Below are 12566 nucleotides of genomic sequence, written 5' to 3'. Positions count from 1 at the left end.
GTGGCGGGTGGGCCCCCTGCGGGCCGCCCTCGACGGGCTCGCCGCGCAGCGGGGCGGCACTCTCGCCGGGGCTCCGATCCGGGCCCTGCTCGCCGGGCTGACCGTGTGCGAGGTGCCGTGGTCCGGTGGCGGTCCGCCGCCGTGGTTCGACTGCGACACTGACGAGGACGTACGCCGGGCGGAGGAGTGGGCGCGATGACGGTGATGGACGACTGGGTCACGGCGGCCTGTGCCGAACTCGGCCTCGACCCGACCCAGGTGCCGGTGCCGGCCGTGCTCGACCTGGCCAAGGACGTGGCCCACCAGGTGCTGCGGCCGGGCGCACCGGTCACCGCGTATTTGCTCGGGCTGGCGGTGGGGCGCGGTGCGGAGCCGGCCGACGTGGCCGCGCGGCTCAGCGCGCTGGCCGGCGCCTGGCCGGTGGAACTCGGCGCGGAACGCCCGGACGACATCCCCTCCTGACCGGCCGTCCCGGACCGGCCTGTGAGGGTCGGGGCGCAGGTCACGGGCGATGGACGTCCCCTGCTGTCCGATCCCGGTCGGGGCTGATTCGCGCTCCCGGTCCCGTGGGTAGGGTGACCTTGACGGACGGAGGCGATCATGACGGCAGACCACCCCTCGGCGCCGGCTGGTGAATCGCCCGGCAGCACGCCGGAGCACCACGAGTCGATCCTGCTCGACGAGCCGACCACGGCCGACCTGCGAGCGAAGGTGACCCAGGCGTGGCGGGAGTTTGCCCGGGCGTTGGCCGAGCGGCTGCCGGCGCTGCCGACGGGTGCGCAGGTCGAGCTGACCCTCGACCCCACCGCCTCGGGCACCGGGGACGCCGTGTACTCGATCAGCATCGAGGTCGCCCTGCAGGGGAGACTCGCCGCGCGGGCGGTGGGTAATGCGACCCTGCCGCCCGGCTACCGGCTGGACCGGGCGGCGGTGGCGGACATGGTCGCGCTCGGCTGGTCACCGCCGGGAGTGGTCGAGGGCTCCGGCGAGCACTTCGGCCTGGACGGCTCGACCGCCGAGGCGACCCGGCTGGCCGCCCTGTTCTCCCGTACGCTGCGCGACGTCTACGGCGCCCCGCACCCGGCCTTCCTCGTCTACCTGATCCACGACGCCGAGGGGGAGCCGTTGCCGGTGGAGCCGCTCGGCACCGCGCGCGGCGACTTCGGCCCCGACCGCGACGTCGAGGCGGACCTGGACGAGGCGCTGGCCAGCGCCACCGGAGCCCAGGCCGGCGAGAACGACGTGCTCGGGCTCGCCGAGCGGGTCCGGACGGTCGTCTCGACGATGCTGAAGTCGGACTCCGACCGGGTGCAGGTGGACTCCGACGGAGACATCAACATCCGCGCCGGTTCGGCCATGGTCTTCGTCCGGGTCCGCGACAACCCGCCGCTGGTCGACGTCTTCTCCCCGGTGCTGACCGAGGTCGAGCCGACCGAACGGCTCTACGTGAAGCTCTCCGAGCTGACCAACCGCATGCCGATCGGCCGGCTCTACTGCGCCGACGACACGGTGTGGGCGTCCATCCCCGTCTTCGGGCGCAACTTCCAGCCGGCCCACCTGATGCTCGCCGTGCAGGTGATGACCGGGCTGGCGGACGAGCTGGACGACCGGCTGCACGGCGAGTTCGGTGGCCGGCGGTTCTTCGGCGAGGGTGACAAGCCGCTCCGGCGCGACCAGGGTGAACACCGCACCGGCATGTACCTCTGACACCCGCCCCTCGCCGGGTGACGCGGGTGGGGCCCGGAAACCCCGACATCCGGGCCCCACCCGCCGGGGAGGGAGGTTCAGGTCGCGGGTAGCCAGCCGAGGCTGCGCGCGGTGGCCGGGTCGGTGGCCCGCAGGCCGGCGTCGGACACCGTCCACAGCACGTCACCGACCAGCAACGACCGGGTCACCGCGCCGGCCGGTCCGGGGTGGGTCACGGTGCCGACCGCGCGGATGGTGCCGTCGGTGACCCGGAGCAGGCGTACGTGGTCGTCGACCGGGAGGGCGACCAGGCCGGTCTCCGGGCGGTGCAGGAAGGCGTGCGAGTCGTACTCCAGCGCCGAGTACGCCCCCGGCACGTGCCACCGGTCGAGCCGGATCGGCCGCGCCGGGTCGCGTACGTCGAAGAGCGACACCTGGAGTCCCTGGGTACGCCCGCGCCGGTCGGCCTCCTGTCCCACACCGAGCAACCGGCCGTCCGGCAGCGGGTGCAGGTACGCCGAATAGCCGGTGATCTTCAGCTCGCCGGTGACCCGGGGCGCGGCGGGATCGGCCAGGTCGACCGTGTACAGCGGGTCGGTCTGCCGGAAGGTGACCACGTATCCGACGCCGCCGAGGAAGCGTACGGAGTAGATCCGTTCACCCCGACCCAGTCCGGTCGCCGCGCCGACCGGTATCAGGGTCTCGCCCTCCCGGCGCAGCACGTGCACGCCGGACTCCGACCGCGAGCGGGTGGCCTGGACGTCGTCGACGGTGGTGGCGACCCGCAGGTGCCCCTGCCACTCCGACAGCGCGTACTGGTTGATCAGCCAGCCGGGCACCGAGCCGGCGCCGACGTACCGGGGACGCCCCGGGGCGGCGGTGTCGAACTGGTAGACGTCGGTGATCTGCTGGTGCACCCGCCGCCCCCAGCGGGGCGCGCCGGGCTGATCGACCGGTGGCCGCTGCCCGGCGAGGTACAGGCTCTGCCCCGTGCCGTAGACGGTGTCCGCGTCGGCGGCGACGCTGACCGGGTCGCCGTCGCCGAGCCGGCCGGCGGTCAGGTCGAAGCTGAGGACGGTCAGCATCGAGCCGCCCGACCAGGTGGCCGGTTGGCTCAACCGGTCGCAGCCGACCCGGCCGGCGTGCGACTGCTCGCCGGCGGTCGACTCGTACGCCGGCAGCCAGGCTGCCACGTCCGCGGCGGCGATCACCGCCCGGTTCGCCGCGATCCGCTCCGCGTCGCTGGCCCGTTCCGCGTACGGGAAGGCCAGCCGGGGCCGCGAGCGGACCACCACCCGGGCGGTGGGGCCGGTCAGCCGGGCGTCGATCAGGCTCGCGTCGATCCGGTAGGTGCCGAGCACGGTGGGGGCGTTGGCCAGGTCGACAAGGATCAGCCGGGTGCCGTCCGGGATCGCGGCCCGGCTGGTGGCCGTCTCCGGCACGACCGCCGCCGGGTCCGGGTGCACGCCGGCCCGGGCCAGGATCAGGACCCGGTCGCCGTGCAGCAGCAGTGTGTGTGCCCCCGACCCGCGCCAGGGCGTCGCCCGGTCGAGGTCGAGCCGCCCGGTGACCTGCCGGGTGGCCGGGTCCACCACCCGCAGCACGCCCCTGGTGACCGTCACGATCCGCCGGCCGTCGGTCTTGACCTGGTCGGGTTCGTCGGCGCCGGCCTCATGGTTGTTGGTGCCGGAGTGCTCCGGGGCGGACTCGGCGGTCACCCGCGCGCCGGGCGCGGCGGCCCGGGCCTCGGCGGCCATGCCCAGGTCCACGCCGGTACGCCAGCCGTCGCCGAGTCCCCATGGGCCGACCGACGCGGCGGCGGCCGCCCGCAGCCCGGCCAGCGCCTCCTCCAGGTGCGCGATGTCGGCGGCGCGCAGGTGGACGAGCGCGTCGGCCTCACCGGAGACGGTGTACGCGCCGACCACCTCGGGGTGCCGCCGGACGGCCGTGCCGATCTGCGCCGGGGTGGTGCGGCCCGCGCAGAACAGCTCGACGAACGCCTCCGTGGTCCACCCGACGGCGGCTGGGTCGACGACGGTGGTGAATCCCCGGATCACCCCGGCGGCGCGCAGCCGGTCGACCCGCCGCTTGACCGCCGGGGCGGAGAGTGACACCCGCTGCCCGATGTCCGCGTACGAGGCACGGGCATCCGCGACGAGCAACGCAATGATCCGCTGGTCTACGGCGTCTATCTGCAACGTTCCGCCTCTGGGAAGCAACGGTTCTGGCTGTTACCAAAGTTCCACGATACCTACTCTTGGTCACCGTGAACCAGCAGCGAGTCCCGCGAAAGCGGACATATCTCATGTGCTCGCCCGAGCACTTCGCGGTCGAGTACGCGATCAACCCGTGGATGGACGTCACCATGCCGGTCGACCCGGAGTTGGCGGTCAAGCAGTGGGACCGGCTGCGGGAGACCCTGGTGGGTCTGGGCCACGAGGTGCACCTGCTCACCCCCGAGCCGGGCTTGCCCGACATGGTCTTCGCGGCCAACGGCGCGTTCGTGGTCGACGGCACGGTGTACGGGGCGCAGTTCATGCACGAGCAGCGGGCCGCCGAGGCCGCCGCCCACCGGGCCTTCTACGAGTCGCAGGGCTGGCGGTTCATCGCGCCGAGCGAGACCAACGAGGGCGAGGGCGACTTCGCGTACCTGCCGGAGGCGCACGGCGGGTTGATCCTCGCCGGCCACGGCTTCCGCACCGAGCTGCCGGCGCACGCGGAGGCGCAGGAGGCGCTCGCCCGGCCGGTGGTGTCGCTGCGCCTGGTCGACCCGCGCTTCTACCACCTGGACGTGGCGCTCGCCTCGCTCGACGACGGGAACATCGTCTACTACCCGGGCGCGTTCTCCGCGGCCAGCCAGAAGGTGCTCGCCCAGCTCTTCCCCGACGCGGTGGTCGCGGACGACGGTGACGCTCTGGCGTTCGGCCTGAACCTGGTCAGCGACGGGCGCAACGTGGTGCTCAACAGCGAAGCCAGCCGGCTCGCCGGCAAGCTCAAGGCCGCCGGCTACACGCCGGTGCCGGTGGAGCTCGCCGAGCTGAAGAAGGGCGGCGGCAGCGTGAAGTGCTGCGTCGCCGAGCTGCGCCACTGACCCTCGGCACCGCCGAGGGTCGGCCGGATCACCACCCGGCCGGATCGCCACCCGGCTGTTGACCGGGCGACCCGATCACCCGGGTGCCGACGGTCGGACGAGCCACGACGGAGGGGCCGGTCACCTATCCCGGGAGGCCGGCCTCTCTCGCGTCTGTCCGGACCGGGTCAGCCGAGCGTGGCCAGCTCGTTGATCACCACGTTCGACAGCACCTGGCCGTCGAGCTGGACCTCGCGCAGGTACCACTTCTGCTGCGGGGTGCGCGGCTGGTTGAACTGCCACATCCCGCGCGGGCTGTCGATCTGGCCGATCTTGCCCAGCGCCAGGTTGACCTGCTGCGGGGTGGGCTCCGCCCCGGCGAGCCGGATGGCCTGGTCGAGCACCTGCGCCGCGTCGTACGACGCCATGGCGTACGTGCTGGGCGCGGCGTTGTGCTTCTTGCGGTACGCGGCGGCGAACCGCCGGTTGGCGGCGTTGTTGAGGTCGGCCGAGTAGTTGAGGGCCGTCTTGATGCCCAGCGCCTCCGTGGCCTTGACGCTGGTAAGCACCGTGCCCTCGGTGAGGAAGCCCGGCGCGTAGATGTCGCCGGTGAAGTTCGCGTCCCGCAGTTGCTTGATGAACTCGACCGCCGGGGGGCCGGCGTAGAAGCAGAACACCGCGGTCGGATTCCGGCTCAACGCGGCGCGGATGTCGGCGGCGTACGCGTTCTTGGGCGGGTTGGTGTGGGAGGCCGTCCAGGTGATCGGGTCCTTGATCCGCGGGTCGGACTCGCCGAACTCCTGCCGGAAGCCGCGCACCACATCCTGGCTGCTGGCGTTCTCCGGCACGATGATCGCCAGGCGGGCCGAGGAGGCGAGTTTGGTCCTCAGGTAGCGGCCGAGCGCCCGCCCCGCCTCGTCCAGCACGTACGAGGTGCGCCAGATGTAGACCACGCTCTGCAGGCTGGTCGGCGAGGCGTTGGAGCCGACCAGCGGCACCCGGGCCTGCTCGACGGTGTCCCTGATGCCGAACATCACCGTCGAGTTGGCCACGCCGGTGAGGGCCAGCACGCCCCGCTTGAGCAGTTCGTCGACCGCGGCCTTGCCGCTCTTGACGCTCTCGCCCTCGTCGGCGGTGAGCAGCTCGACGGGGTGCCCGCCGAGGCGCTTGTCGTTGAGGTCGAGGAAGAGCTGGAAGCCGTTGGTGATCTCGTCGCCGATCGCCTTGAACCCACCGGACCTCGGTGCGATGAGGCCGATCTTGATCGGGCTCGCACTCGTCTCGCTGGTCGGTTCGTTCTCGGCGTCGGTGCCGCATCCGGCGGCGATTCCGGTCGTACCGAGCGCGGCCAGCAGCTGAAGTGCCCGCCTGCGGTTCATCTGCGACACCGAGTTCCTTCCGGGAGCGTTGCAGGGCGGATCAGCGCCCCTTCGGCGTTCTACCTGCTCCGCGACGCTCCGTCAATGGCTAATGATCTTTATGCAGAGACCGCAATGCAGCAGCAACGTACGGCCAGGCGGCCGATTCGGGGTCGATGAGCCCGAAATGCTCGCATCCGGGCAGCTCAACGAGGCGCACGTCACTGCCGGCCGCGCGCCCGGCGGCGACGAACTCCCGGCTCATCGCTACCGGTACCTGCCGGTCCAGCGATCCGTGCACGACTACGCAGGGTTGCCGAAGCGGTACCAACGCCCGTGGATCGGCGGCCGCGTACCGGTCCGGGAACTCCGCCGGGCCGCCACCGAGCAGCGCGGCCACCGCGCCCGAGTCCAGGTCCAGCCGGTACGCCTCGGCGAGATCCGCGACCGGGGCCAGGGCCAGCACCCCGGCGACGGCGGCCGGGGTGCTGGCCGCCGCGTAGAGCGCCAGGTGGCCGCCCGCGGAGTGGCCGACCAGCACCGGCGCTCCCGGGGCTACCTGACCGGGCAGCGCCGCGGCGGCCAGCCGGGGCAGCTCGGCCAACCCGGCCAGGACGTCGGTCAGGGTGTTCGGCCAGCCCCCGCCCGGCTGACCCGTCCGGCGGTACTCCAGCTGGGCCACCGGGTGGCCCAGCCCGGCCAGCGCGGCGGCCAGCGGCCCGGTGTGCCGGCGGTCGTACTCCGCCCGCCAGAAGCCGCCGTGCACGACCACGACCAGCGGCCGGGCCGGGCCCGGCCCGGCCGGGCGGCGCAGGTCGGCGAGCTGGTCGGGGTGGTCGCCGTAGGAGACGGTGGCGTCCGGGGCCGGAGCGGGGCGGCTGAGGACCGCGCGGGGGTCGGCGGGCATGGCGGAACCGTAGCCTGCCCCGCCGGGTGGTTACCGGTCCGGAGCCGGTCCCGGCGCGCACGCGCGGGCGCGGCTGGGTAAAGATGGATGCCATGACCGAAGCGCGCTCCGCTGGACAGAACGACGAGCCGGACCAGGACGGCACCGGTCGCTCCGGGACCGTGGTGGTGGTCGGCCCCGACGGCCGGCCCGTCGGCACGGTGCAGACCGACGAGGGGCAGGGTGAGGACCCGACCCGGCTGGTCGAGCAGCCGGCCAAGGTGATGCGGATCGGCAGCATGATCAAGCAGCTGCTGGAGGAGGTCAAGGCGGCCCCGCTGGACGACGCCAGCCGGCACCGGATGCGGGAGATCCACGAGCGGTCGATCGTTGAGCTCAAGGAGGGGCTCGCCCCCGAGCTGCGCGAGGAGCTGGAGCGGATCTCGCTGCCCTTCACCGAGGAGAAGGTGCCCAGCGAAAGCGAGCTGCGCGTCGCCCACGCGCAGCTGGTGGGCTGGCTGGAGGGGCTCTTCCACGGCATCCAGGCGGCCCTGGTCGCCCAGCAGATGGCCGCCCGCGTGCAACTGGAGCAGATGCGTTCCGGCCGGCAGGCGCTGCCCAGCGGCCCCGGCGGGATGGTGCCGGGCATGCCGGGCGTGGGCCAGCCGCAGGGCGGCGAGGGGCACGGCACCGGCCAGTATCTCTGACCACCGGCCCGGCCGGGGCCGTCGCCCCGGTCGGGCCCCTCATCCCACGCCGTAGACCTTCTCCAGATACGCCGCCACGCCGTCCTCCTCGTTCGACGTGGTGACCTCGTGGGCGACCTCCAGGACGGCACGGTGCGCGTTGGCCACCGCCACGGCACGCCCGGCCCAGGTCAGCATCGGCACGTCGTTGGGCATGTCGCCGAAGGCCAGCACGTCTCGGGAGTCGAACCCGTGCCGGGCGCAGTACCAGGCCAGGCCGGCCGCCTTGGTCACTCCGGCCGCGGAGATCTCCACCAGGCCCGAGTACGACGAGTGGGTGGCCTCCGCCAACCCCTGCAACGCCCCGGCGACCAGTGCGACGAACGCGTCCGGGTCCTGCTCGCCGGCCCGGGCCAGCAGCTTCACCGCCGGCGCGGCGAGCAGCTCCTCGGGCGTCTCGACCGCGCGGATGGCGTCGTGGTCGGCGTCCCAGCGCAGCGGGTAGTGCGCCTCGTGGCGCATCTGCCGGCTGTCGACGATCTCCACGGCGAAACTGACCTCGGGTACCTCCGCCCGCAGCCGTCGGGCCACCTCGGCGAGCAGTTCCGGAGCCAACGGATCGGCCCGCAGCACCTCGTCGGCGACCGGGTCGTAGACCACCGCGCCGTTGGCGCACACCGCCGGCAGCGGTTCGGCCAGCTGCTCGTACACCAGCTTCAGCCAGCGGATCGGACGGCCGGTGACCAGCACGACCGGCGTGCCCGCCGCGGAGATCCGCGCCAGCACGGCCGCGGTGTGCGGGCTCAGCGTCCGGTCGTCGCGCAGCAGGGTGCCGTCGATGTCGGTGGCGATCAGCCGGGGCGTCTCTCCCATCAGCGGGACAGTAGCCGATCGAGGTACACCGCCACCCCGTCGTCGTCGTTGCGCAGGGTGATCTCGTCGGCCGCGCGGCGGACCGCCGGGTGGGCGTTGGAGACCGCCACCCGGGCCCAGCCGGCCCACTCGAACATCGGCAGGTCGTTCGGCATGTCGCCGAAGACCAGCACCTCGGCCGGGTCGACGCCGAGGATCTGCGCCACCACGCTGAGCCCGCTCGCCTTGTCCACCCCCGGCGGGCAGATCTCCACGAAGCCGAGCCCGGCCTGGGTGAGCGTGGCGACCTCCGGCGGGACGACCTGGCGGGCCACCTCCAGCAGCTCGTCCACGTGGTGGCCGGCGGTCCGGACGAACGCCTTGATCACGTCGCAGGAGAGGCACTCGGCCCGGCTGCGCGCCTCGAACCGGTCCTGGTACGGCCAGCTCGGGTGGTAGTCGCCCCAGAGCGGCGCGTCGTGCTCGTCGGACGCCTCGACCATCACGGTCAGCGGCCCCACCGCGGCCTCCAGGTCGGCCAGCAGCCGGGCCAGCACCTCACCGGGGAGGCGTTCGTCGCGCAGCACCACCGGCCCGGCCGGGTCGCTCTGGTCCACCACCCGGCCGCCGCCGGCCATCACCAGGAAGTCCGCGGCGCGGATGTCGTTGCGGGTCAGCTCGGTCAGCCGGGGACCGCGTCCGGTCGCGCCGACCACCGGGATCCCGGCGGCCCGCACCCGGTCGAGCACCTCGTGGGTGTACGCGGACACGGTGTCGTCGCTGCGGACGAGCGTGCCGTCCAGATCGGTGGCGATCAGCTTGGGCAGCCCCGGGCGGGTCATCGTTCCTCCTTCGCCCGCCGCCGTCGCAGCCAGCCGTTCTCGGTCGTCGGTGCCTCGACTCCGTGTGACGGCGGGCAGCAACCGTACCTCGCGGAACCGGTCGCAACCATGGCTTTGCGGCGAACCGGGCGCCAACGGACGACGCCCGCGCGGTGCCGCCGTTTCGGGCCGGCCGGGGCCGGTCGGGGCGCAGGTCAGATCGGGGGCTCCGGGCGGGCGAACGGTACGGCCGGCCCGACGGTGAGGTCGGCGGGCGGCGGGGGGACGTCGGCGGCATCCTCCCGGCCCCGGCGGCGGCGCCGAGCGACCGGCTCCGCGCCGTCCGTCGCCCCCGCGGAACCTCGCCCGGCGCCGTCCGGATCCCGCTCGGACCCGCGGGTGGTCCCGTTTTGGGCCAGTTTCAGCGCCGCCGCGAAGAGCGCGCAGGCCAGGAAGGCCATCACCAGGCCCCGGCCGTGGTCGACCCGGAACCCGTCGTCGGTGGAGTAGAACAGCGTTCGCTGCCCGGCGTCGTCGAGCGAGGCGACGGTCGCGACCAGCACCGCCAGCAGGGCCAGGGCCAGGGTCAGGCCGGCGAGCCGGGCGTTCGCCCGTACGGCCGGGGTGCCGCGCAGGGCGAGCGCCACCGCGCAGACCAGCGCGAGCAGCCCGGCCAGGTAGGCGAAGCCGAAGCCGCCGATGTCGGACACCCCGCCCGGCACCCGCAGCGTCGTGTTTCCCTCCGGGCCCCCGTTGGGCAGGGTCATCACCTGCCACTCGCCGAGCAGCGAGGCGACGGCGGCCACCGCGCCGAGGCCGGCGAGCAGCGCGGGCAGCCGGCGGTCGCGGGCCAGGCCGGAAAGCGTACGCCCGAACCGACCCGGCGGAGCCGGCTCGACCGCGCCCCACTCCACGACGGCCGTGCCGTCGGACCGGTCCTGGCGTGGGATGGGGAGATCCTGCGACATGGGGGGCACCCTTCCGCGTTCGCGGGCCTGAGCCGAATCATGTCACGACCGGCCCAAGGCGACCCGGACCGGGAAGCGGACATCCGTGCCGGCCGTTCGCAGCGGGCTCCCCGTTTCGGATAGCGTCGCCCCATGCCTATCCGTACCGCTTCCGCACGTTGGCAGGGCAACCTCACCGAGGGGGCCGGCACCGTCCGCACCGGCAAGGGCGGGCTGGAGGGGAACTACTCCTTCAAGTCGCGCTTTGAAGAGGGTGAGGGCACCAACCCCGAGGAGTTGATCGGCGCCGCACACGCGGGCTGCTTCTCGATGGCGCTCTCCAAGCAACTCGCCGACGCCGGCGCGACCGGCATCTCGGTCGAGACCACGGCCAAGGTCTACCTCGACAAGACCGACGCGGGCATGACCGTCACCCGGATCGACCTGGAGACGGTCGGCCAGGTGCCGGGCATGGACGACGCCCAGTTCACCAAGCTCGCCGAGGTCGCCAAGGAGAACTGCCCGATCTCCCGGCTGCTCTCCCCGGGCGCCGAGATCACGCTGTCGGCGCGCCTGGCGTCCTGACCCCGTCCGCCTGCTGACGCGTACCGCCACGGAGGGGGTGCCACTCCTTCCGTGGCGGTGCGCCGATCTCCGCCCGGCGGCATCGCCGGGCGCGTGGAGGAGGATGGTCCGGTGTCGGTGGAGATGACCCGTGAGCACTTCGAGGAGCTGGTCGGCGACGCGCTCGACGAGGTGCCCGAGGAACTGCTCGCGCTGATGAGCAACGTGGTGATCCTGGTCGAGGACGACCCGCCCCCGGGCGAGGACCTGCTCGGCCTCTACGAGGGGCACGCCCTGACCGCCCGGGGCTGGGACTACTCCGGCGTGCTGCCGGACCGCATCCTGATCTACCGCAACCCGATCCTGCGCATCTGCGACAGCGACGAGGACGTCATCGACGAGGTCGCGGTGACCGTGGTGCATGAGATTGCCCACCATTTCGGCATCGACGACGAGCGGCTGCACGAGCTCGGGTGGGGCTGAGCGCCGCCCGCTCGGCCGGTGGTCGCTGTTGCAATGGTCGCCTACCGTCGGGCCAGGCATCGCGACTTCAGGAGGCACTTCCATGCGCAGCGAGCTCTTCTCCTCAGAGAACCTGGAGAAGGAGTCCGCGCAGCCCGGCATGCGGCTGCAGAACTCCAAGATGTTGAAGATCGAGCTCAACGGTGAGGCGATGGCCCGGGTCGGGTCGATGGTGGCCTACCAGGGGCAGGTGCAGTTCCAGGCACTCGGGTCGGGCGGGCTCGGCAAGTTCCTCAAGCAGAAGCTCACCGGCGAGGGCGTCCCGCTGATGAAGCTCGCCGGTCAGGGTGACGTCTTCCTCGCCGACTTCGCCAAGGACGTGCACGTCATCGACCTGGAGCCGGGCGACGCCCTCTCCATCAACGGCTCCAGCGTGCTGGCCTTCGACTCCACCCTCCAGTACGACATCCGGATGGTCGGCGGGGCCGGCATGGCCTCCTCCTCAGGCCTGTTCAACTGCGTCTTCACCGGCCATGGCCGGATCGCGATCACCACCAAGGGCACCCCGGTGGTGCTCAACGTCGACGCCCCCACCTACGTCGACCCGCAGGCCGCGGTCTGCTGGTCGGCGAACCTGCAGACCGGCTACCACCGGGCGGAGCAGCTCGGCCTCGGCACGCTGCTCGGCCGGCGCACCGGGGAGTCGTTCACGATGAGCTTCGCCGGTCAGGGCTTCGTCGTCGTCCAGCCCTCGGAGGAGCCCCCGATCATGGGCAGCGGCGCGCAGGAGCAGCAGGGCGGCCTGCTCGGCGGCCTGCTCAGCTGACCGTCCGGGGCGTCCCGCCGCCCGGCGGGGCGCCCCGCGCTCAGCTCAGCTCGCCGCTACGCAGGCGGGCCAACCAGGCGGCGGCGTCGGCGTAGTCGGCGTCGGAGAGGCCCGCCGGCGCGGGGACCGGGCGGTCGTTGCCCACCCCCGCCCAGCGGTGCCGGGGGTACGAGCCCAGGAAGCGGACGTCGGCGCAGACCCGGCGCAGCCCTCGCAACGCCTCCCCGAGCCGGACGTCGGCCACGTGGCCGGTGCAGTCCAGGAAGAAGACGTACCGGCCGAGCGCCTCGCCGGTCGGGCGGGACTCGATCCGGGTGAGGTTGACCCCTCGGACGGCCAGCTCCATCAGCACCGACAGCAGCGCGCCCACCCGGTCGTGGGCGATGTAGACCGCCAGCGACGTCACGT

Annotated in this window: 14 protein-coding genes and 2 pseudogenes; 8 read left to right on the top strand and 8 right to left on the bottom strand. The window is 73.1% G+C overall.

The window, feature by feature from the left end:
* The 3 genes and pseudogenes from C1I99_RS22100 to C1I99_RS22090 all read left to right on the top strand — a co-directional run.
* Window positions 1-199, top strand: a pseudogene (locus C1I99_RS22100) (bifunctional protein IspD/ispF); the annotation flags it as partial.
* Window positions 196-462: a DUF6457 domain-containing protein gene (locus C1I99_RS22095; RefSeq protein WP_111136130.1), complete on the top strand. Its 267-nt coding sequence runs from the start codon at window positions 196-198 to the stop codon at window positions 460-462. The pseudogene C1I99_RS22100 and the gene C1I99_RS22095, both read left to right, overlap by 4 nt.
* A 138-nt stretch (window positions 463-600) precedes the next feature.
* Entirely contained in the window at window positions 601-1707 is a 1107-nt protein-coding gene (locus C1I99_RS22090; protein WP_111136127.1) for a T3SS (YopN, CesT) and YbjN peptide-binding chaperone 1, read from the top strand.
* Window positions 1708-1784: 77 nt separating this feature from the next.
* On the opposite strand, the gene C1I99_RS22085 is transcribed toward C1I99_RS22090, so the two are convergent.
* The gene (locus C1I99_RS22085; protein ID WP_111136129.1) at window positions 1785-3443 is read right to left on the bottom strand and encodes a beta-propeller domain-containing protein; all 1659 of its coding nucleotides are present in this window, start codon (window positions 3441-3443) and stop codon (window positions 1785-1787) included.
* A 66-nt stretch (window positions 3444-3509) separates the two neighbouring features.
* Window positions 3510-3884: pseudogene (locus C1I99_RS34830) on the bottom strand (Lrp/AsnC family transcriptional regulator); the annotation flags it as partial.
* Window positions 3885-3943: 59 nt separating this feature from the next.
* Between C1I99_RS34830 and ddaH the strand changes: the two are divergent.
* Window positions 3944-4777: a dimethylargininase gene (gene ddaH, locus C1I99_RS22075; RefSeq protein WP_369122443.1), complete on the top strand. Its 834-nt coding sequence runs from the start codon at window positions 3944-3946 to the stop codon at window positions 4775-4777.
* A gap of 167 nt (window positions 4778-4944) precedes the next feature.
* Here the strand turns inward: ddaH and C1I99_RS22070 are convergent, their stop codons facing one another.
* Window positions 4945-6144, bottom strand: a complete 1200-nt coding sequence (locus C1I99_RS22070) for an ABC transporter substrate-binding protein (RefSeq protein ID WP_111136125.1) — start codon at window positions 6142-6144, stop codon at window positions 4945-4947.
* A 79-nt stretch (window positions 6145-6223) separates the two neighbouring features.
* On the bottom strand, window positions 6224-7021 hold the full coding sequence (locus tag C1I99_RS22065) for an alpha/beta hydrolase family protein (RefSeq protein ID WP_111136124.1): 798 nt from the start codon (window positions 7019-7021) through the stop codon (window positions 6224-6226).
* An 83-nt stretch (window positions 7022-7104) separates the two neighbouring features.
* Here C1I99_RS22065 and C1I99_RS22060 point away from each other — a divergent pair, with 83 nt between their 5' ends.
* Complete coding sequence (locus tag C1I99_RS22060; RefSeq protein ID WP_111136123.1) at window positions 7105-7707, top strand: bacterial proteasome activator family protein; 603 nt, start codon at window positions 7105-7107, stop codon at window positions 7705-7707.
* 39 nt (window positions 7708-7746) lie between these two features.
* Here C1I99_RS22060 and C1I99_RS22055 read toward each other — a convergent pair whose 3' ends face one another.
* The 3 genes from C1I99_RS22055 to C1I99_RS22045 all read right to left on the bottom strand — a co-directional run bounded on the left by C1I99_RS22055 (window position 7747) and on the right by C1I99_RS22045 (window position 10327).
* Window positions 7747-8559: an HAD family hydrolase gene (locus C1I99_RS22055; RefSeq protein ID WP_111136122.1), complete on the bottom strand. Its 813-nt coding sequence runs from the start codon at window positions 8557-8559 to the stop codon at window positions 7747-7749.
* Window positions 8559-9380, bottom strand: a complete 822-nt coding sequence (locus C1I99_RS22050; protein WP_111136121.1) for an HAD family hydrolase — start codon at window positions 9378-9380, stop codon at window positions 8559-8561. The genes C1I99_RS22055 and C1I99_RS22050 overlap by 1 nt, the downstream gene beginning before the upstream one ends.
* 194 nt (window positions 9381-9574) lie before the next feature.
* Window positions 9575-10327, bottom strand: a complete 753-nt coding sequence (locus C1I99_RS22045) for a hypothetical protein (RefSeq protein ID WP_111136120.1) — start codon at window positions 10325-10327, stop codon at window positions 9575-9577.
* 132 nt (window positions 10328-10459) lie between these two features.
* Here C1I99_RS22045 and C1I99_RS22040 point away from each other — a divergent pair, with 132 nt between their 5' ends.
* The 3 genes from C1I99_RS22040 (at window position 10460) to C1I99_RS22030 (ending at window position 12158) form a co-directional block, all read left to right on the top strand.
* Window positions 10460-10891: an OsmC family protein gene (locus C1I99_RS22040; protein WP_111136119.1), complete on the top strand. Its 432-nt coding sequence runs from the start codon at window positions 10460-10462 to the stop codon at window positions 10889-10891.
* A 117-nt stretch (window positions 10892-11008) separates the two neighbouring features.
* The gene (locus C1I99_RS22035; protein ID WP_199562339.1) at window positions 11009-11353 is read left to right on the top strand and encodes a metallopeptidase family protein; all 345 of its coding nucleotides are present in this window, start codon (window positions 11009-11011) and stop codon (window positions 11351-11353) included.
* Window positions 11354-11435: 82 nt separating this feature from the next.
* Window positions 11436-12158, top strand: a complete 723-nt coding sequence (locus C1I99_RS22030) for an AIM24 family protein (RefSeq protein WP_111136118.1) — start codon at window positions 11436-11438, stop codon at window positions 12156-12158.
* Between the two features lie 40 nt (window positions 12159-12198).
* Here the strand turns inward: C1I99_RS22030 and C1I99_RS22025 are convergent.
* A partial coding sequence (locus tag C1I99_RS22025; RefSeq protein WP_146604018.1) for an ACT domain-containing protein occupies window positions 12199-12566 on the bottom strand: 368 nt, incomplete at its 5' end.

Origin of the sequence: Micromonospora deserti (genome assembly GCF_003236335.1) — a bacterium.
Classification (GTDB): Bacteria; Actinomycetota; Actinomycetes; order Mycobacteriales; family Micromonosporaceae; genus Micromonospora; species Micromonospora deserti.
Note: the sequence above shows the minus strand (reverse complement) of the source record. Positions and strands in the feature narration are given on the sequence as shown.

Excerpts from the sequence above, each read along its gene's own strand:
- C1I99_RS22090 (WP_111136127.1), top strand. The coding sequence starts at position 601 with ATGACGGCAGACCACCCCTCGGCGCCGGCTGGTGAATCGCCCGGCAGC.
- C1I99_RS22060 (WP_111136123.1), top strand. The coding sequence starts at position 7,105 with ATGGATGCCATGACCGAAGCGCGCTCCGCTGGACAGAACGACGAGCCG.
- C1I99_RS22040 (WP_111136119.1), top strand. The coding sequence starts at position 10,460 with ATGCCTATCCGTACCGCTTCCGCACGTTGGCAGGGCAACCTCACCGAG.
- C1I99_RS22030 (WP_111136118.1), top strand. The coding sequence starts at position 11,436 with ATGCGCAGCGAGCTCTTCTCCTCAGAGAACCTGGAGAAGGAGTCCGCG.
- C1I99_RS22065 (WP_111136124.1), bottom strand. The coding sequence starts at position 7,021 with ATGCCCGCCGACCCCCGCGCGGTCCTCAGCCGCCCCGCTCCGGCCCCG.
- C1I99_RS22050 (WP_111136121.1), bottom strand. The coding sequence starts at position 9,380 with ATGACCCGCCCGGGGCTGCCCAAGCTGATCGCCACCGATCTGGACGGC.
- C1I99_RS22085 (WP_111136129.1), bottom strand. The coding sequence starts at position 3,443 with ATGGCCGCCGAGGCCCGGGCCGCCGCGCCCGGCGCGCGGGTGACCGCC.
- C1I99_RS22055 (WP_111136122.1), bottom strand. The coding sequence starts at position 8,559 with ATGGGAGAGACGCCCCGGCTGATCGCCACCGACATCGACGGCACCCTG.
- C1I99_RS22045 (WP_111136120.1), bottom strand. The coding sequence starts at position 10,327 with ATGTCGCAGGATCTCCCCATCCCACGCCAGGACCGGTCCGACGGCACG.
- C1I99_RS22095 (WP_111136130.1), top strand. The coding sequence starts at position 196 with ATGACGGTGATGGACGACTGGGTCACGGCGGCCTGTGCCGAACTCGGC.